General features: G+C 70.4%; 14 protein-coding genes and 1 pseudogene. 6 read left to right on the forward strand and 9 right to left on the reverse strand.

Annotated elements, in window-relative coordinates; genetic code table 11:
• Positions 1-25: 25 nt before the first annotated feature.
• Genes AB0I67_RS31435 through AB0I67_RS31450 form a run of 4 tightly spaced genes read right to left on the reverse strand, consistent with a single transcriptional unit; the run spans position 26 to position 5,361 of the window.
• The gene (locus AB0I67_RS31435; RefSeq protein ID WP_357930794.1) at positions 26-1,732 is read right to left on the reverse strand and encodes a glycoside hydrolase family 13 protein; all 1,707 of its coding nucleotides are present in this window, start codon (positions 1,730-1,732) and stop codon (positions 26-28) included.
• A complete protein-coding gene (locus AB0I67_RS31440) occupies positions 1,729-2,571 on the reverse strand; it encodes an ABC transporter permease subunit (RefSeq protein WP_357930796.1) in 843 nt (280 codons plus the stop codon). Before AB0I67_RS31440 ends, AB0I67_RS31435 begins: the two co-directional genes overlap by 4 nt.
• Positions 2,568-4,064, reverse strand: coding sequence for an ABC transporter permease subunit (locus tag AB0I67_RS31445; RefSeq protein WP_357930798.1), 1,497 nt, complete (start codon positions 4,062-4,064; stop codon positions 2,568-2,570). Before AB0I67_RS31445 ends, AB0I67_RS31440 begins: the two co-directional genes overlap by 4 nt.
• A complete protein-coding gene (locus AB0I67_RS31450) occupies positions 4,057-5,361 on the reverse strand; it encodes a maltose ABC transporter substrate-binding protein (protein ID WP_357930801.1) in 1,305 nt (434 codons plus the stop codon). Before AB0I67_RS31450 ends, AB0I67_RS31445 begins: the two co-directional genes overlap by 8 nt.
• A gap of 109 nt (positions 5,362-5,470) precedes the next feature.
• Between AB0I67_RS31450 and AB0I67_RS31455 the strand changes: the two genes are divergently transcribed.
• The 5 genes from AB0I67_RS31455 to AB0I67_RS31475 all read left to right on the forward strand — a co-directional run bounded on the left by AB0I67_RS31455 (position 5,471) and on the right by AB0I67_RS31475 (position 12,272).
• On the forward strand, positions 5,471-7,711 hold the full coding sequence (locus AB0I67_RS31455) for an alpha-amylase family glycosyl hydrolase (protein WP_357930804.1): 2,241 nt from the start codon (positions 5,471-5,473) through the stop codon (positions 7,709-7,711).
• A 34-nt stretch (positions 7,712-7,745) separates the two neighbouring features.
• Entirely contained in the window at positions 7,746-8,735 is a 990-nt protein-coding gene (locus AB0I67_RS31460; RefSeq protein ID WP_357930806.1) for a LacI family DNA-binding transcriptional regulator, read from the forward strand.
• 117 nt (positions 8,736-8,852) lie between these two features.
• Complete coding sequence (locus tag AB0I67_RS31465; protein ID WP_357930809.1) at positions 8,853-9,638, forward strand: hypothetical protein; 786 nt, start codon at positions 8,853-8,855, stop codon at positions 9,636-9,638.
• 13 nt (positions 9,639-9,651) lie between these two features.
• Entirely contained in the window at positions 9,652-11,520 is a 1,869-nt protein-coding gene (locus AB0I67_RS31470) for a fumarate reductase/succinate dehydrogenase flavoprotein subunit (protein WP_357930811.1), read from the forward strand.
• Positions 11,517-12,272 (forward strand): succinate dehydrogenase/fumarate reductase iron-sulfur subunit, encoded by a 756-nt coding sequence (locus AB0I67_RS31475; protein ID WP_357930814.1) that lies wholly within the window; start codon positions 11,517-11,519, stop codon positions 12,270-12,272. Before AB0I67_RS31470 ends, AB0I67_RS31475 begins: the two co-directional genes overlap by 4 nt.
• 142 nt (positions 12,273-12,414) lie before the next feature.
• Here AB0I67_RS31475 and AB0I67_RS31480 read toward each other — a convergent pair whose 3' ends face one another.
• Entirely contained in the window at positions 12,415-13,134 is a 720-nt protein-coding gene (locus AB0I67_RS31480; RefSeq protein ID WP_357930816.1) for a hypothetical protein, read from the reverse strand.
• Between AB0I67_RS31480 and AB0I67_RS31485 the strand changes: the two genes are divergently transcribed.
• A complete protein-coding gene (locus tag AB0I67_RS31485) occupies positions 13,133-13,588 on the forward strand; it encodes a hypothetical protein (RefSeq protein ID WP_357930818.1) in 456 nt (151 codons plus the stop codon). The two genes, AB0I67_RS31480 and AB0I67_RS31485, sit on opposite strands and share 2 nt — an antisense overlap.
• 1,912 nt (positions 13,589-15,500) lie before the next feature.
• Here AB0I67_RS31485 and AB0I67_RS31490 read toward each other — a convergent pair.
• From AB0I67_RS31490 to AB0I67_RS31505, 4 genes and pseudogenes are all read right to left on the reverse strand, one after another.
• A complete protein-coding gene (locus AB0I67_RS31490) occupies positions 15,501-15,893 on the reverse strand; it encodes a (deoxy)nucleoside triphosphate pyrophosphohydrolase (RefSeq protein WP_357930820.1) in 393 nt (130 codons plus the stop codon).
• 4 nt (positions 15,894-15,897) lie between these two features.
• Positions 15,898-16,992 carry a bifunctional lytic transglycosylase/C40 family peptidase gene (locus tag AB0I67_RS31495; protein WP_357930823.1) on the reverse strand — a complete coding sequence of 365 codons (1,095 nt, stop codon included), beginning with the start codon at positions 16,990-16,992 and terminating at the stop codon, positions 15,898-15,900.
• A complete protein-coding gene (locus AB0I67_RS31500; RefSeq protein ID WP_357930826.1) occupies positions 16,989-17,609 on the reverse strand; it encodes a hypothetical protein in 621 nt (206 codons plus the stop codon). Before AB0I67_RS31500 ends, AB0I67_RS31495 begins: the two co-directional genes overlap by 4 nt.
• A gap of 39 nt (positions 17,610-17,648) precedes the next feature.
• Positions 17,649-18,343: pseudogene (locus AB0I67_RS31505) on the reverse strand (hypothetical protein); the annotation flags it as partial.

The raw sequence follows: 18,343 nt of genomic DNA on the forward strand, positions 1-18,343 counted from the left end.
TGTTAAAAGGAAACTTTCCTAAGGATTAACCGGAGTGGGCGGGCTGCGCAAGACGCCAGACCTGGAAGGTGGGCCCAAATCCGTCGGCCTGGTCGGCGCCGCCGTACAGGTTGGGGCCCAGCGGCAGGTCAAGCGGCTCGTACGGCGCGCGGGCGGCCAGCACGAGCAACCGCTCGCGCGGGCTCTCCCGCAGGAAGACCAGGACGTCGTCGCCCACCGGCCCCCAGCGCAGCCCGCCGTGCCGCAGGGCGTGGGAGCTCCGGCGCAGCGCGATGAGGTCGCGGTAGACCTCCCACAGCGGCGGCGGCTCGCGGTCCCAGGGCATCGGGGTGCGCGCGTGCTCGCCGTCGAGGCCCTCCAGCCCGAACTCGTCGCCCATGAACAGCATCGGCGTGCCCGGGTAGGTCATGAGCAGCCCGGCGGCGACCGCGACGAGCGCGTCTGAGCCGAGCGTGGTGCGCGCCCGCGGCACGTCGTGCGAGCTGATCAGGTTGACGTTGGCCTCGCTGACCGACCACGGCACCGCGGCGGCGAACTCGCGCATCGTCCGGGCCACGAGCCGGCCCGCGCGGGGCCGCAGCGGCCCGGCCTCGCCCGGGAAGACGAAGCCGGAGCCGGGGGTCAGCCACGACCAGACCGGTTTGGCGAAGCCCGCGTAGTTCATGACCGCGTGCCAGCCGTCCCCGGGCACGTCCGCGGTGTGGTCGTGGAAGTGCTCGGCGATCAGCAGCTTCCCGTCCGGCAGCGCCGCCCGGATCGTCCGCGCCGCCGCCTGGTTGTGCTCCTCCGCGCCCAGCCGCCCGGTCATGTTGGCCACGTCGACCCGCCACCCGTCCAGGTTGTACGGCTCGCGCAGCCACCGGCCCGCCACCCGCGCCAGCTCCGCGCGCAGCTCGGGCGAGCCCCAGTTGAGCTTCGGCAGCGAGGGCACGCCGAACCACGAGGCGTAGCCCCCGTCCTCGCGCAGGTAGTAGTAGGCGCCCCGCTCCGGGAACCACTCGTGGCTGGCGCCGGTGTGGTTGGTGGTCAGGTCGCCGATCACCCGCATGCCCCGGCGGTGCGCCCGCGTGGTGAGCTCGATCAGCGCGGCGTCCCCGCCGAGCAGCGGGTCCACGTGCTCGAAGGTGGCGGCGTCGTAGCGGTGGTTGGAGCCGGCGGGGAAGAACGGCGTCAGGTAGAGCACGTCCACGCCCAGCTTGGCCAGGTGGTCGAGGCGCTCGGTGACGCCGTGCAGGTCGCCGCCGTAGAGCTGGCGGCCGGTGTCCGGCCCGTGGTGCACGACCGGCTCGTCCCACGCCGCCGGGACGGCCCAGCCGGGGTTCGCCTCGTTCACCCGGCCGGAGCGGGCGAACCGGTCGGGAAAGATCTGGTAGATCACCGCGTCGCGCAGCCAGGCGGGCGGCCTGCCGTACACGGTGAGCTGGAAGTCGGTGGCGTCGGTGGGATCGTGCTCGACGAGGCCGCCCGCGTGCAGCCAGGACTCGTCGATCCGGAAGCGGTAGCGGGTGCGCGGGTTGTGCACGAGCAGGTCCGCCTGCCACCAGACGGCCTCCGCGTCCCGGCGGACCGGGCGGGCGGGCACGATCCGGGTGTCGCCGTCGTAGGTCGAGCGCAGGTGGATCCGCTCGACGGGGTGGTCGTGCGGCACGCGCACCAGCACCGGGACGGTCGCGCCGAGCGCCGGCCGGACCGGCACGTACAGCTCGGAGCCGTCGTGGTGGGGCCCGATCACCCCTTCACCGATCCTCTCAGCAGGCCGGAGACGATGTAACGCTGCAGGAAGCGGAAGAGCAGCACGCTGGGCACCGCGCCGAGCAGCGCCCCGGCGGAGAAGACGCCCCAGTTGGCCGACAGCCGCTCGGAGATGAGCCCGTAGAGCCCGACGGCGAGCGTCTTGCGCTGCGGGTCCTGCAACATGATGCTCGCGATCATGAACTCGTTGACGGTGGCGATGAAGGACAGCAACGCGATCACCGCCAGCACGGGCGCGCCCAGCCGCAGGATGATGGTGAAGAACACCCGGGTGTGCGAGGCGCCGTCCACCTTGGCCGCGTCGTCCAGCTCGGTGGGGATGGAGTCGAAGAAGCCCTTGATGAGGAAGATGTTCACGCCCATCGCGCCGCCCAGGTAGACCAGCACGAGCCCGAACTGCGTGCCCAGCCCGATGCCCGGCAGCGCGCCCTTGATCTGCGCCATCAGCAGGAAGATCGCCACCGCCGCGAGCACCTGCGGGAACATCTGGACCAGCAGCAGCCCGAGCAGGCCGAGCCGGCGGCCCTTGAAGCGGAAGCGCGAGAAGGCGTAGGCCCCGCTGGCCGCCAGCAGCACGGTGGCGACGGCGGTGGCCGCGGCGATCCACAACGTGTTCCCGAACCAGAAGCCGTACGGGATGCCCGCCAGGTCCCGGTAGTTGTCCAGCGAGGCGTCGGCGAAGAGCGTCACCGAGGCGGTGAGCGTGCCGCGCGGGTTGAGCGAGGCGCTGATCACGAAGACGATCGGCAGCAGGGCGAAGACCAGGGCCAGCAGGCCGACGAGGTGGCGCCAGCCGTACACCCGGAACCAGCGGGTCATGAGTAGGTCTCCTCCAGCGCGCGGGTGCGGCGGAACCCGGCCGCGGAGATGGCCGCGACGACCAGGAAGATGATCGTGGACATCGCGCAGGCGAAGCCCCACTCGCGCCCGGCGCCGCCGAAGGCCACCTTGTAGACGGCGGAGATCAGCAGGTCGGTGCTGCCGAGCGTGATCGGCGCGTCGGGGATGTTGGGCCCGCCGCCGGTGACGAAGTAGATGACGGTGAAGTTGTTGAAGTTGAAGGCGAAGGAGGCCACCAGCAGCGGCCCGGTCGAGACCAGCAGCAGCGGCAGCGTGACCCGGCGGAAGAGCTGCCAGGGCCCGGCGCCGTCGATGCGGGCCGCCTCGTTGACCTCGGCCGGGACCGCCTGGAGCGCGCCGGTGCAGATCAGGAACATGTACGGGAAGCCCAGCCACAGGTTGACCAGCAGCACGCTGACCTTGGCCAGGGTCGCGTCGTTGAGCCAGGGGATGTCCGCGCCGCCGAGCAGGCCGTGGTTGACGAAGCCGAAGCTCTGGTTCAGCATGCCGGTCCACACCAGCGCCGACAGGAACGACGGCACCGCGTACGGCAGCACCAGCAGCGAGCGGTAGATCCCGCGCCCGCGCAGGCCCTCGCGGTTGAGCGTGAGGGCCAGCAGGAGCCCGAGCGCGAACGTGGTCAGCACCGACAGCGCGGCGAAGGCGAAGGTCCAGGCGAAGACCGACAGCAGCGGCGCGCGCAGCCGCTCGTCGGTGAAGGCCCGGACGTAGTTGTCGAGGCCCACGACCTCCTTCCACCCCGGCGTCAGCACCTTGCCGTCGGCCGACTCGAAGTAGCCGCGCTCGGTGGCCCGGTAGACCGTGCCGGTCACGGTGTCGGTGAGGGTGTCGTCGGCGTAGCGCAGGGTCGGCTTGGCGATGTAGCCGGTCGAGCCGTCCTCGGTGCGCAGCGAGCCGTCCTGGAGCGGCACCCGGAGCGCCAGCACCTCCTGCTGGCGGCCGACCAGGTCCCGGAAGGGCAGCACCCGGTGATCGGCCGGCACCCCGGTGGCCGGCCGGCCGTCGAGGGTGGTCCGCCCGTCGGGGCCGGTGGCCAGCAGGTGCAGCCGGTCGTCCGGACCGGCCAGGACCTGCACCTTGTACGGCGGGCTGCCCGGCACCCGCTTCTCCGACACGGCCAGGATGTGCTGGAGCGCCCGCGGCTTGTCCAGGTTGTGGCCGTCGCCCACGTTGGTGAAGCCGGCGTAGGCCGTGTAGATCACCACGTACACCTGGAAGATCAGCAGGAAGATCAGGCCCGGCAGCAGGTAGCGCGAGGCGAGCGTGCGGCGGCTGAAGTAGACGTAGTCCACCGCCGCGGTGGCGACCAGGATCACGGCGAAGATCCCCCAGTCGCGCACCGCGTAGGTCGCCACCAGCCCGTAGACGGCCAGCGCGTTGACCAGGCCGACGAGCAGCAGCTTCCCGGCCAGCGACCCGAGCCGCTGGCCGGACCTGGCCAGATCAGTCACCGATCTTGTCTCTGATCTTCGTGGCGGCCTGCTTCATCAGCTTGACCGGGTCGCCCTTGCCGAGCAGGATGTCGCGCTCGGCGTGGCCGTACTCGGTCCAGACCGCGTCCATCGCCGGGATGCTGGGCAGCGGCTGGCCGATGTCGCCGGCCGCGGCGAAACCGGCGATGATCGGGTCGCTCTTGACCTGCTCGTAGACGGAGGTCATGGCCGGCGGCCGCTTGCCGGAGTCGTAGAGCTCCTTGCTCACCTCGGGCGTGCCCAGGTAGTTGAGCACGAACTCGTTGGCGACCAGCTTGTTCTTGGCGTTCGCCGAGATCATGAAGCCCTGCACGCCGACGAAGGGCGCGGCCGGCTTGCCGCCCGCCGACGGGATCGGCTCGACGGCCAGCTTGATGCCCGCCTTGACCGCGTCGTCGGTGTTCCACGGGCCGGTGAGCTGGAAGGGCGCCTTGCCGGAGTTGAAGGCCTCCTTGGCGATGTCGTAGGTGACGTCCGCGCTGAGCGCCTTGCTCTTGCGCCAGCCGTCCAGCGCCTTGGCGAACGCCAGGCCGCCCTCGTTGTCGATCAGCAGCTTGGCGGGGTCGTAGCCGCCGTCCGCCTTGACGTCGAAGACGCCGCTGCCGAAGGAGCTGGCGATCGGGAAGAAGTGGTACGGGTCGCCCTCCGGGCCCACCTGGAGCGCCAGCGGCAGCGTGGCCTTCTTCTGCTTGACCAGGTCGAGCCCGACCTTCATCAGCTCGTCGAACGACTTGGGCGTCTCCGGCGCCAGCTCGGTGTTGCGGAACAACGCGATGTTCTCGATCGCGTACGGCAGGCCGTACACCTGGCCGTCGTAGCTGAAGGCCTTGATCGCCACCTCCTTGAACTGGCCGAGCTTGTCGCCCAGTTCGAGCGGCGCGACCGCGCCGTTGGTGACCAGCTTGCCGAGCCAGTCGTGCGCACCGATGACGACGTCGGGCCCCTCGCCGGCCGGCCCCTGGGTGACCAGGTTGTCGCGGATGTCGCCGAATTCGAGCTGCTGGACGGCGACCTTCACCCCCTTGTCGGCGGCGAACTTCTCGGCGATTTTCTGGATGATCGGCGAGCGGGTGTCGTCGGCCCAGATCACCAGGTCGGCGGCGGCGGCCCGCTTGATCGGGCCGTCGGTCGGCTCGACGATCGTCGTCGCCTCACCCTTCGCGGCCGGGCTCGTGGCGGAGGCGCTGGGGCTGGGCGGCTGTGCCTGCTCGGGGGCCTGGGAACCGCAGGCGGCTGCCAGCAAGACGAGGCCCAAAGCCAATGCGGGACGGCGCATGGATGGCTCCTTGGGGGAAGAATCGTACTTTCCGCAAGATAACCACGGGTTTCGGCAAGTTTCTAGATTGTTGCTGACATATTGCAACCTGATTGATACCGTCCGGGCCATGAGACGGCTTGCTCCGGTCGTGGCGAGCGCTTTAGTCCTCGCCCTGCTGCCTGCCCAGAGCCCAGCGCACGCCGCTGGGACACCGATCGGCCCGATCACTCCCAAGGACGTCGTCTACCAGATCATCACCGACAGGTTCTTCGACGGTGACGGCGCCAACAACAAGCCCGCCGGCTTCGACCCCACCCTGTTCGACGACCCCGACGCCAACAACGTCGGCAACGGCGCCGACCTCAAGCTCTACCAGGGCGGCGACTTCGACGGCATCATCGCCAAGATCCCCTACCTCAAGAACATGGGCATCAGCGCGGTGTGGGTCTCGGCGCCCTACCGCAACCGCGACACCGTCATCGAGGACCACAAGCCGGGCGGCGGCGTCGACCGCTGGACCAGCTTCCACGGCTACCACGTGCGCAACTACTTCGCCACGAACAAGCACCTCGGAACGCTCCAGGAGTTCAGGGCGCTGCGCGACGCCCTGCACGGCCAGGGCATCAAGCTGGTCATCGACTTCGTCACCAACCACACCAGCCGCTGGCAGAACCCGACGAGCGGTTTCTCCCCCGAGGACGGCAAGCTCTACGAGCCGCTCAAGGACGGCTCCGGCAACTACGTCTTCGACGCCAACGGCGAGCCCACCGGCGAGCAACTGCTGGCCAACCCGCACGCCGACACCAACGGCTGGTTCCACGGCCTGGGCGACCGCGGCGCCGACTCCAGCCGCTTCGGCTTCCGGCACAAGGACCTCGGCTCGCTGGCCGACCTCAGCCAGGAGAACGCCCAGGTCGTCAAGCACCTGGAGAAGGCCGCGCTGTTCTGGAAGGCCGAAGGCGTCGACGGCTTCCGGCACGACGCCACGCTGCACATGAACCCGGCCTTCGCCAAGGGCGTCAAGGACGCCGTCGACTCCGCGCCCGGCGGGCCGGTCTCGCACTTCGGCGAGTTCTTCATCGGCCGCCCGGACCCGAAGTACGACGAGTACCGCACCTTCCCCGACCGGACCGGGATCAACAACCTGGACTTCGAGTACTTCCGCGCCTCGACCAACGCCTTCGGCAGCTTCTCCGAGACCATGACCGCCTTCGGCTCCATGCTCACCCAGACCTCGGCGGACTACGTCTACGAGAACCAGGCCGTGACCTTCCTCGACAACCACGACGTCACGCGCTTCCGGTACATCCAGCCGAACGACAAGCCGTACCACGCGGCCCTGGCCACCCTGCTCACCGCCCGCGGCACCCCGAACATCTACTACGGCACCGAGCAGTACGTCAGCTCCGCCGACGCCTCCGACGTGGCCGGGCGCAAGTTCCTGCAGACCTCCTCGGCCTTCAGCCAGACCACCACGGCCTACAAGGTCATCCAGTCCCTCGCCGCGCTGCGCAAGTCCAACGACGCCCTGGCGTACGGCACGACGCAGGTGCTGTGGAGCAACAACGACGCGCTCGTCTTCAAGCGGCAGTTCTACGACAAGCAGGTCATCGTCGCGGTCAACCGCCAGCCCGCGGTCACCGTGAACGTGCCCGCGCTGGCCACCACGCTGCCCGCCGGGACCTACACCGACACGCTCGCCGGCCTGCTCGGCGGGGCGTCCGCCACGGTCGCCTCCGGCCAGCTCCCGGCCTTCGCGCTGAGCGGCGGCGAGGTGAGCGTGTGGTCGCACAACCCCTCGCTGGGCACGACCGTCCCGCGCATCGGCGACGTGGTCTCGACCTCGGGACGGGCGGGCAACCAGGTGTACGTCTACGGCACCGGCCTCGGCGGGACGCCCACGGTCAAGTTCGGCGCGACCACGGCCACGGTCACCTCGGCCACCGACACGCTGATCAAGACCACCGTCCCGGCCGGCGCGGTCGCGGGGGCGCAGGACATCACCGTCACCAAGGGCGCCAACGTCAGCAACCCCTTCCGCTACGAGGTGCTCTCCGGGGACCAGGTCCAGGTGATCTTCAAGGTCAACGCGTCCACCGACCCCGGCTGGAACGTGCACGTCGTCGGCAACATCCCCGAACTCGGCTCCTGGGACGCCGCCAAGGCGCCCGAGGCCATGCTCAACCCGAACCACCCGGTCTGGTTCCTGCCCGTCTCGGTGCCGGCCGGGACGACCGTGCAGTTCAAGTTCATCAAGAAGAAGGCGGGCCAGCCCGAGCAGTGGGAAGGCGGCGGCAACCGCTCCTTCGCCACGCCGAGCGACGTCCAGGGCACGGCGGACACTCCGGTCTACACCTGGACCCCCTAGAAAGTTTTGCTGAAAGGGAGGCTAGGATTTCAGCATGAAAGTGACCTTGACGGCAGTCGCCACGCAGGCGGGCGTCAGCGAGGCGACGGTCAGCCGCGTCCTCAACGGCAAGGCCGGCGTCGCCGACGACACCCGGGAGGCCGTCCTGGCCGCCGTCGAGGCACTCGGCTACGAGCGGACCGTCAGGCCCGAGCCCCAGCGCCGCAGCGAGGGGATCGTCGGCCTGGTGGTCCCCGAGCTCGACAACCCCATCTTCCCCGCCTTCGCCCAGGTCATCTGCACGCTCCTGGCGCAGCAGCGCTACACGCCGGTGTTGTGCACCCAGGTGGCCGGCGGGGTCAGCGAGGACGAGTACGTCGAGATGCTGCTCGAACGCGAGCCCTCCGGCATCGTCTTCGTCTCCGGCATGCACGCCGACACCCACGCCGATCCGGCGCGCTACCAGCGCCTGATCGGCAAGGGCGTGCCGATCGTCCTGGTCAACGGGCACATCCCCGACCTGGAGGTGCTCTCCATCTCCAACGACGACGACGCGGCCATGCGCCTGGCGCTCAGCCACCTCACCGCGCTCGGGCACACCCGGATCGGCCTGGCCGTCGGCCCCGAGCGCTACACCCCGGTGATCCGCAAGGTGCGCGCCTTCCGCGAGGTCAGCGACCTGGTGGAGTACACGACCTTCACCGTCGAGGGCGGCCAGGTCGCCGCGGCCCGGCTGATCAAGCAGGGCGCCACCGCCATCGTCTGCGGCTCCGACCTCATGGCCTTCGGCGCGATGCGCGCCGCCCGCGCCCACGGCCTGCGGGTGCCCGACGACCTCTCGGTGGTCGGCTATGACGACGCCCCGGTGATCGCCTACTCCGAGCCCGCCCTCACCACCCTCCGCCAGCCGGTGCTGGCGATGGGCACCGCGGCCGTCCGCGGCCTGCTCGACGAGGTGCGCGGGCTGCCCTCACCACGAGGCGAGTTCATGTACCTGCCCGAGCTGGTGGCCCGATCCTCCACCGGACCGGCCCCGCGAGAGTGACCACAATCACATCCCAACTTGGGAATTCTCGCGTGACTCTTCTCACACCAACATGGGTAGTCGGGCGTAACGTATCCCCACCGATAGACGCGCCAACACTTGGTGGAGAGGTCTGTGATGACCCAAACGACGCCAGAAAGCCCGGTCCGTAGGCAGCGCGCGAATGTGAAAGTGCGCACCTTCCGGACCGACCGATGGTGGCTGACCCCCCTGCTGACCTTCCTGGGGCTGGCTTCCTTCCTTGTATACAGCTTCTGGGCCCTTTTCGACCGCAGTTACTTCGCGGAGCCGTACATCGCCCCCTTCGACTCGCCGTGTCTCGCCACGTCGTGTCCGCCAGGGGCGACGTTCTTCGGATTCACCCCCTTCGGCGACTGGTACACCCTGTCTCCCGCCCTGTTGATCCTGGCCTTCCCCGCCGGGTTCCGTTTCACCTGTTACTACTACCGGAAGTCGTACTACCGCTCCTTCTGGCTGTCGCCCGCGGCGTGCGCCGTCCAGGAGCCGCACGGCAAGTACAGCGGTGAGACCCGCTTCCCGCTGATCCTGCAGAACCTGCACCGCTACTTCTTCTACGCGGCCATCGTGGTCGGCGCGATCCTCACCTACGACGCGATCCTCGCCCTCGTCCACAAGCCGCTCGGCCTCGGCAGCTACATCCTGCTCGTCAACGCGGTGCTGATCTGGGGCTACACGCTCGGCTGCCACTCCTGCCGGAGCATCACCGGCGGCCGGCTCAACCACTTCTCCCGCCACCCGGTCCGCTACAAGATGTGGCAGCTCGTCTCCAAGCTCAACGCCAAGCACCAGCCCCTCGCCTGGGCCTCCATGTTCTCCGTGATGATCGCCGACCTCTACGTGCGCCTCGTCGCCAAGGGCATCATCGCCTTCCCGTACGCCTAAAGGACTGTTTGCAGTGGAAATCGAACGTCACGACTACGACGTCGTCGTCATCGGAGCCGGCGGCGCCGGGCTCCGGGCCGCGATCGAGGCCCGGCAGCAGGGCAAGCGCACCGCGATCGTCTGCAAGTCCCTGTTCGGCAAGGCGCACACGGTCATGGCAGAAGGCGGCGCGGCCGCGGCCATGGGCAACGTCAACCCCGACGACAACTGGATGGTGCACTTCCGCGACACCATGCGCGGCGGCAAGTTCCTCAACAACTGGCGGATGGCCGAGCTCCACGCCAAGGAGGCGGCCGACCGCGTCTGGGAGCTGGAGGCCTGGGGCGCGCTCTTCGACCGCACCAAGGACGGCAAGATCAGCCAGCGCAACTTCGGCGGCCACGAGTACCCGCGCCTGGCCCATGTGGGTGACCGTACCGGCCTGGAGCTGATCCGCACCCTGCAGCAGCGCGTCGTGGCCCTCCAGCAGGAGGACTACGAGACGCACGGCGACTACGAGGCCTACATCAAGGTCTTCGCCGAGTGCACGGTCACCCGGCTGCTCAAGGACGACGGCGCGATCTCCGGCGCCTTCGGCTACTGGCGCGAGACCGGCAACTTCATCGTCTTCGACGCCCCGGCGGTGGTGCTGGCGACGGGCGGCATCGGCAAGTCGTACGTCGTCACCTCCAACTCCTGGGAGTACACCGGAGACGGGCACGCCCTGGCCCTGCTGGCCGGCGCGAAGCTGATCAACATGGAGTTCATCCAGTTCCACCCCACCGGGATGGTCTGGCCGCCCTCCGTGCGCGGCATCCTCGTCACCGAGTCGGTGCGTGGCGACGGCGGCGTCCTGATGAACAAGGACGGCGAGCGGTTCATGTTCAACTACATCCCCGAGGTGTTCAAGGACAAGTACGCCACCACCGCCGAGGAAGCCGACCGCTGGTACACCGACCAGGCCAACAACCGGCGTCCCCCGGAGCTGCTCCCCCGTGACGAGGTCGCCCGCGCGATCAACTCCGAGGTCAAGGCGGGCCGCGGCTCACCCCAGGGCGGCGTCTTCCTCGACGTCTCCTCCCGGCTGCCCGCCGAGGAGATCAAGCGCCGGCTGCCGTCGATGCACCACCAGTTCAAGGAGCTGGCCGACGTCGACATCACCGCCGAGCCCATGCAGGTCGGCCCGACCTGCCACTACATCATGGGCGGCGTGGAGGTCGACGCCGACACCGGCGCCGCGGACGTGCCCGGCCTGTTCGCCGCGGGCGAGGTCTCCGGCGGCATGCACGGCTCCAACCGGCTCGGCGGCAACTCCCTGTCCGACCTGCTGGTCTTCGGCCGCCGCGCGGGCCTGGGCGCCGCCGCCTACGTCGACGCCCTCCCCGTACGGCCGGCCGTCAAGGACGCGGTCGTCGAGGCGGCCCGCAAGGAGGCCCTCGCGCCCCTGGAGCGCACCGGCGAGAACCCGTACGAGGTGCACCAGGAGCTCCAGCGCTCGATGAACGACCTGGTCGGCATCATCCGCAAGGCCGAGGAGGTGCAGGAGGCGCTCGGCGTGGTCGAGAAGCTCAAGGAGCGCGCGCAGCTCGTCGGCGCGGCCGGCGGCCGGATCTACAACCCCGGCTGGCACCTGGCACTCGACCTGCGCAACATGCTGCTCGTCTCCGAGTGCGTGGCCAAGGCCGCGCTGCTGCGCGAGGAGAGCCGTGGCGGCCACACCCGCGACGACTTCCCCGGCATGTCCGCCGAGTGGCGCCGCAAGCTCCTGGTCTGCTCCACCACCGACGGCACCTCGATCGACGTCGTCGAGCAGGAGCAGCCCGCGATGCGGCAGGACCTGTTCGAGCTGTTCGACCGTGGCGAGCTGAAGAAGTACCTCACCGAGGAAGAGATGGATCGATGAGCTACAAGGCGAAGTTCCGCGTCTGGCGCGGTGAGGGCGGCGAGGGCAAGCTCGAGGACTTCACCGTCGAGGTCAACGAGGGCGAGGTCGTCCTCGACATCATCCACCGCCTCCAGGCCACCCAGGCCCCCGACCTGGCCGTGCGGTGGAACTGCAAGGCCGGCAAGTGCGGCTCCTGCTCGATGGAGATCAACGGCAAGCCGCGCCTGGGCTGCATGACCCGGATGTCCACCTTCGAGGAGGACGAGGTCATCACGGTCACCCCCATGCGCACCTTCCCGGTGATCAAGGACCTCGTCTGCGACGTGTCCTTTAACTACGACAAGGCGCGCGAGGTCCCCTCCTTCACCCCGCCCGCCGGCGTGCGCCCCGGCGAGTACCGCATGCAGCAGGTGGACGTCGAGCGCTCGCAGGAGTTCCGCAAGTGCATCGAGTGCTTCATGTGCAACAACGTCTGCCACGTCATCCGTGACCACGAGGAGAACAAGCCGGCCTTCTCCGGGCCGCGCTTCCTGATGCGCATCGCCGAACTCGACATGCACCCCTACGACGTGGCCGACCGCCAGGTGGCCGCGCAGGAGCAGCACGGGCTGGGCTACTGCAACATCACCAAGTGCTGCACCGAGGTCTGCCCCGAACACATCAAGATCACCGACAACGCGCTCATCCCCATGAAGGAACGCGTCGTCGACCGCAAGTACGACCCGCTGGTGTGGCTGGGCAACAAGATCTTCAAGCGCACCTCCCGCTGACCCACGAACGGGGCCTGCCGTACCTTTGTCCCGGTACGGCAGGCCCCGTCCTATGGGCCCCCCGGCAGCATCTATGCGGCGCCCAGCCCGTACGGCGGTGCATGATCCTGTACGGCGAACCGAGCCGTCGAACACCAGGGCCTCAGCCCCGCTGCTCCCCAGCAGGCGGCTCAGGCCTCCGCCGCTCAACCGTCTCGTCCTCAACCCCACCAGGCAACGGATAAATCACCGTGCCCTCATCCCCAGCAGCCTCCCACGGCAATGGATCGCCATACTCAGCCCCCAGCGCCGGAGCATGCGGCTCCCGATAGGGCGCATCCCCACCGGGCGGAATCTCCACGGAAGCCGGCACCGCAGGCTCGAACAGATCCCGGTACTCCTCCCGAGGCCGCTCCTCCTCAACCGGCGGGACGTACGGCGGCTCCTCCGGGAAATGCGCCTCAGCCTCCGGGAAATGCGGCTGCTCATGATGCACCGGCTGCTGCGGATACGAGTAAGGCGCCGTCTGCTGGTACCCCGCCGCAGGGTCCCCCGGATGAGGCTGCGGCTGCTGGAAGACAGCCTGCTGACCATACGGGTCCTGGTAAACCGGCCCGTACGGCATGTGCACCGTCGGATAGGTCTGCACCGGCACCAGGCTGATGATCGGCGCATAGGCCGTGTTCCCCGGATACCCCGCCTGCTGAGGCCCGCCCGCGAACCCCTGCCCCGCCGGGTAGGCCTGCTCGGCCCGGACCTGCGGCCCAGCCTTGCGTACGGCTGCCGCATGCGCCATCCGCCGCAGCCGACCCTCGAACACCAGCACCCCGAACAGCGCCAGCAACACCAGCACCAGCGCCGGAATGGCCAGCTTCTGCGTCATGCCGTACTGGTCGACCTCGGGCTGGGCGTTCTTCAGCTCCAGCGGGTTCTGCTCCGACGACTCCACCGGCGCGATCGTCCCCGGGCTCGGCGTCGGATCGTCGGCCAGCGCCGGCAACGACACCTCGGGCTCGGCGGTCGACGGCGCGGGCGAGGACGACAGCACCGGCGGCGGGATCTGCGCGACCGGCGGCGGCTGGGTCGTCTGGGCCACCTGCGGCGTCGGCGTGGGCGTGGGGGTCGGCGGCTTCGTCTTCGGCGCCTTGGTCTTCGTCGGCGTCGCGGTCACCGTCTGGGTGACCGTCACCTCGGTCGGCGTGGGCTGCGGGAGCGTCGTGGTGATCGTGGTGGTCACCTCGGTCGGCCCCGGCGTGCTGCACGTCTCCACCCAGTCGACGCAACCCTCTTCGGTGCCCGGATCGAGCGCGCCCACCACGGCGGCACTCGCCCCCTGAGTCAGGAACGGGACGGCGGCCGCGCCGCTGAGCCCGATCGTCAGGAGCACGGCGGACACGGCCGTCAGTCGCCTGGAAGCCACCTGAGCCCTCCGCAGATCCGATACCTGGGTCGTAGGGCATCCTAGTCCGGTAAAAGTAACAGTAAAGTCCGGATTGGAATACAGGTTACGACTGGCGGGTACTGCGGCGAGATTGGGCTCGCGAGATCCCCCACAGCCCGGCCAGCAACACCGCGATCCCGCCCCCGGTCAGAGGCAATCCGCGAGCTCCCTCGAACCCTTCTACGGGGGTCTCGGCAGCCGCCTTCCTGCCGCTCACCGCCACCTCCCTCGGCAACGGCGCCCCTGCCGCTACGGGCGCGGGCAGCACGTCCACGGCCAGAGGCGCCGCCTTCGGCAACCTCAGCCCCGGCTCCCCCCACAACCCGCCTTCCCCGGCCGGCCCTTCCCCATCGGCCCGCCCCCCGTTGTGGAACGGCCACGCACCCTTGGCCGGCCCGGCGACCCCGGGAACACCTCCGGTGCCGCCCCGCGCGAGCAGGGGATCCTGCCGGAACAGGGGGTCCTGCGCGAACAGGGGGTCCTGAGCGAGCCGCCCGTCCTGCGGGAGCACCCCGTCCGCCCCCGAGGACCCCGCCTCACCCGCTGCGGCCCCAGGCGGCATGCCCCCCTCCGCCGCGAGCCCTTGCGAGCCGAGGCCCTGCGGTCCGGTCCAGGACGTCCCCGGCCCGTCCGCCGCAGGACGCTCGAACGCGCGGGGGTCCACCGCGGACCTCCCGTCTTCCCGGCCGCTCCAGGCGGGGGCGTCTCCAGCGGGCATGGCCGACAGCCGCGGCCCTTCCCCGTGAGGGCGGTTCCGGCTATCAGGGCCGTCTCCAGCACCCCGCTCACCCCTCGCCGCCCACCGGCCATCTCCGTCCGGCTCCCACCGGTGATGCCGGTCCGACCCGCGCCGATCATCCCGGTCCGCCGCCCGTCCCCCACGGCGCCCCTCCCGGCCCCGCACCACCCGCTCACCCGAGCCCGCCCGCTCACCGGGCTCGTCCCCACGCGAGGCCCCACGGTCACCCTGGCCGCCACGGTCCACGGGCAGATCACCCCGGTCACCCCGGTTGCTGTCCGGGCGGGTGTGCGCGGGGTCCGAGTCGCCGGAGCGGGTGTGGGGTTCGCTGCGGTCGGCTGTGTCGCGGGGCTCGGCCCGTCCCCCGGACACGGCCTGGTCCTCGGAAGGACGGGCAGCCTCCGTCACCGCGGGGGCCTTGAGCGGGGAGACCGGCTGAGCCTCCGACGGGTCAGAGGAGGGTGGCTTGCCGACGACGGTGGTGGCGGTGGCACGGACCGTCTCGACCGTCTCGCCAGAGGCCGCCAGCCGCTGCGCCACAGCCGCGAGGACGACCCGCTCCGCACCGTCCGGAACGACAAGCCGCACATCGACCGACCGCGCCCCGGAGACATCCCCCAGCAAGCACACCGAAGCCCCATCGGACGCCTGCCGTACTCCAGCCGAAGCCCCTCCGGCCTCCTGCCGTGGCGCTCCGGAAGTCACCCGGGCCCGCCTCTCGGGGCAGGACACGGAGGAGAGCGCGCCGGCAGGGCTGGCGGCGACCGACAGGCGGGCGGAACGGGCGGTGCCTTCCAGGCGGATGCGGAAGCGGAGCACGTCCCCCGTACGGATCCACTGCACGCCCTTGGGGTCGTCGAGGCGGTCCACCGAAAGCCCGAGCCCCGGATCCCGAGAGCCGGCGGCGGCAGCAGCACCGCCGGCGGGCAGGACGACGGCCAGGGCCAAAGCCCCGGCCATGGCAAAGCCCGGCAGCCGCCGGTTCACCCACTGGGTCATGCCGTTTCCCCCCGACCCGGACGCATGACACATCACACTCAGTAGTTAATATGTCACCCAGGGGGAAGGCTTAACCCTCGCGGAGCAGATCCTTGACCACCGCGATCACCGGAAGGTCGGCCGCGAGCCACGGCACGGAGTCGTACTCGTCCGGCGCCAGCCAGCGCAGGGCGAGGTGCTCCTTGGGTTCGGGCTCCCCGGCGACGAGGGTGGCCAGGAAGACCCGCATGACGTACTCGGAGCCCAGCGGCCAGTCGCCGCCCACGCGCCGCCCCACGGCGATCTCGACGCCGAGCTCCTCCCGGCACTCGCGCACCAGGGCCTCGGCCTCGCCCTCGCCGGGGTCGACCTTGCCGCCGGGGAACTCCCAGCCGCCGGCCAGCTCGGGAGGTTCGGCCCGTTGGGCTGCCAGCATCCGGCCGTCGGCGGAGACGATCGCCGCGGCGACCACGACTCGCTTCATGTGATCAGAGCGTATTCTGCAACTTCTTGAGCTGCTCCAGGACCGCGGGATTCTGCAGCGGCCGGGTGAAGCCCATGAGGCTCGTACGGTCGTCGTAGGTGGTGACCTTGATCGGCCCGCACAGGCGGCAGCGGGCCTCGACCATCTTGCCCTTCGACACGACCAGGCCCACGTGGCCGGGGTTGTCGGGCCCGGTGCCCGGTCCGGCGTTGAAGAAGACCAGGTCGCCGGCCTGCTCCTCGCCGGGGCTGACCCGCACGCCGAAGGGCCACTGGCCGAAGGTGGTGCGCGGGATGGACAGGCCGACGCTCTGGTAGGCCATGTAGATGATCCCCGAGCAGTCGTAGGCGTCGGGTCCGGTGCCACCCCACAGGTACGGCTTGCCGCGCTGGGCGAGGGCGTAGTCGAGGATGCGCCGCACCACGTCGCTGGGCGCGGCCTCGATCAGCGGCTCGTCGCAGAGCGGCTCGGCCTGCGGCGGCACCTTGACCTGCCCGCTCTTCGCGTACTTGCCGGCGATGACCATGACCTGGTCGACGTACCACCAGGCCCGGTTGTAGACGAACAGCGCGCGGCGCACGTTCTCCGGGGCGCCGTTGCGCTTGAGCATCTTGGCCGCGCCGAGGATGGCGTCGGCCGGGTTGTAGACGTCCCCGATGCCGTCGCCGTCGCCGTCGGAGGCGTAGCCGTTGTACTCGGAGTCGACCGGGATCTGCGCCTTGCCGCCCCAGGTGCTGATCAGGAACTGCATCGGCCCGGCGGCCCCGGCGTAGTTGGTGCCGCTCTTGACGCCGGGCAGGTCGGAGCGCCCGTGGTCGGTCTCGCGCTTGCCGACGGCGGCCAGCACGTTCCACTGCACGCCGATCTTCTCGCCGTGCTTCTTGTACAGCTCCAGGAACTTGGGCGGGATGTCGGAGGCGCCGCTGTCGGAGACCTCCTCGCCCTGGACCGCGCCGGGCCGGCAGTCGACCGGGTCGCCCCCGCCGCCGAAGAAGGAGGGCACGCTGGTCATCATCATCGGCGACATGATCACCACGCCGATGAGGAGGATGGCGGCGACGCCGATCGCCAGGGAGACCTTGGAGGGGGAGCTTCTCACCCTTGGCTGTCCCCGTCCTGGCCCTCACCGGCGGGCTGGAGATCGAACACCCGCCAGTCGGAACCCACCTGCGTCACGGTGACCGCGTAGTCGGCGGTGCGCGCGCTGGGCACGCCCTTGGTCGAGAGCTGCTGCGTGCCGGTGATGATGAACACCACCGAGGTCTGCTCCACCTGCCTGATGCCCTTGAGCCGGCCGGTCCCCGAGGAGACGAGCTGCTGCTCGCGGTTCTGCTCCACGGTGCCGGGCGAGGTGAGCGTCCGGGTCAGGACGTCGCCCAGGCCGCCGGTGGTGAAGATCTTGACCCGCTCGGCGTAGACGGCCGGGTCCTCGTCGTAGCGGAAGGTCCCGTAGGCGGCGGTGAACCGTTCGGCCAGGTCGGCCGCCGCCGCCAGTTGCGGCTTGCTCACCGGCAGGTAGGCGTAGATGTCGAACGGCTCGTTGCTGGCCGTCGCCAGCGGCCGGTTCGGGCCGGGCGCCGTCACGGCGGTGGAGGTACGGCCGGCCGCCGGTGCTTCCTGCGCCTCGGAGCCGGGCCCCCGGAGCGTGAGGTAGATCCCCACGGCCGCCATGACGGCCACCACGCCCACGAAGAGCCCGACGCGCCTGTCGCTCACCTTCTCGTCCTTCTGTTGGGGGGAGGTCCCGCTGCGGGACTAGTCCTTGTCGGATCGGTTGGGCTTGAGCCAGAACGGCACCGGCGGTTCCTCGCCGCTCCGGCCGCCGCCGCTCTCCCGGCGGGTGGGCAGCCACAGGGGCGGCGGCTCGGACGAGGAGCGGGCCTGGGGCACGTCGGCGTGCCGGGAACCGCCGCCGCTTCCGCCGCCGCCGAAGATGCTGCCACCGGAGGAGGAGCCTGAGGAACTGCTGGAGGGGGCGCGCCGGGAGCCGCCGCCGGAGGAGCCGCGGGAGCCGCCGCCGAACAGGCCGCCACCGGAGGACCCTCCGGAGGAGCCGCCGGACGAGCCGCGTGAGCTGCGCGAACCGCCGCCGAACAGGCCGCCGCCCGACGAGCCGCGCGAGCTGCGGGACCCGCCGCCCGAACCGCCTGAACCGCCTGACGAGCTGCGGGAGGCCCAGCCGCCGCCGGAGCGGCCGCCGAACCAGCCGCTGCGGGTGCCGCCTGCCGTACCGGACGAGCTGCCTGCCGTACCGGCGGGGGTGGAGCCGGAGGCGGCGGCGGGAGTGGCCGCGCCGGCGGCCCGCCCGCCACGGACCGGGGTGCCGCCCAGGTTGAGCGGCGGCGCGGAGCCGGTGGGCGGACAGCGCCTGACGGGCCCCGGCCGAGCCGGCGGGGACGAGCGGGGCCTCGCCACAGGCGTCAAGGTCGTGGTTGAGGCAGAAGACCCAC

This window comes from Nonomuraea sp. NPDC050310 (assembly GCF_040655795.1).
Classification (GTDB): Bacteria; Actinomycetota; Actinomycetes; order Streptosporangiales; family Streptosporangiaceae; genus Nonomuraea.

Excerpts from the sequence above, each read along its gene's own strand:
- AB0I67_RS31440 (WP_357930796.1), bottom strand. The coding sequence starts at position 2,571 with ATGACCCGCTGGTTCCGGGTGTACGGCTGGCGCCACCTCGTCGGCCTG.
- AB0I67_RS31450 (WP_357930801.1), bottom strand. The coding sequence starts at position 5,361 with ATGCGCCGTCCCGCATTGGCTTTGGGCCTCGTCTTGCTGGCAGCCGCC.
- AB0I67_RS31455 (WP_357930804.1), top strand. The coding sequence starts at position 5,471 with ATGAGACGGCTTGCTCCGGTCGTGGCGAGCGCTTTAGTCCTCGCCCTG.
- AB0I67_RS31460 (WP_357930806.1), top strand. The coding sequence starts at position 7,746 with ATGAAAGTGACCTTGACGGCAGTCGCCACGCAGGCGGGCGTCAGCGAG.
- AB0I67_RS31465 (WP_357930809.1), top strand. The coding sequence starts at position 8,853 with ATGACCCAAACGACGCCAGAAAGCCCGGTCCGTAGGCAGCGCGCGAAT.
- AB0I67_RS31475 (WP_357930814.1), top strand. The coding sequence starts at position 11,517 with ATGAGCTACAAGGCGAAGTTCCGCGTCTGGCGCGGTGAGGGCGGCGAG.
- AB0I67_RS31485 (WP_357930818.1), top strand. The coding sequence starts at position 13,133 with ATGCCGTACTGGTCGACCTCGGGCTGGGCGTTCTTCAGCTCCAGCGGG.
- AB0I67_RS31480 (WP_357930816.1), bottom strand. The coding sequence starts at position 13,134 with ATGACGCAGAAGCTGGCCATTCCGGCGCTGGTGCTGGTGTTGCTGGCG.
- AB0I67_RS31490 (WP_357930820.1), bottom strand. The coding sequence starts at position 15,893 with ATGAAGCGAGTCGTGGTCGCCGCGGCGATCGTCTCCGCCGACGGCCGG.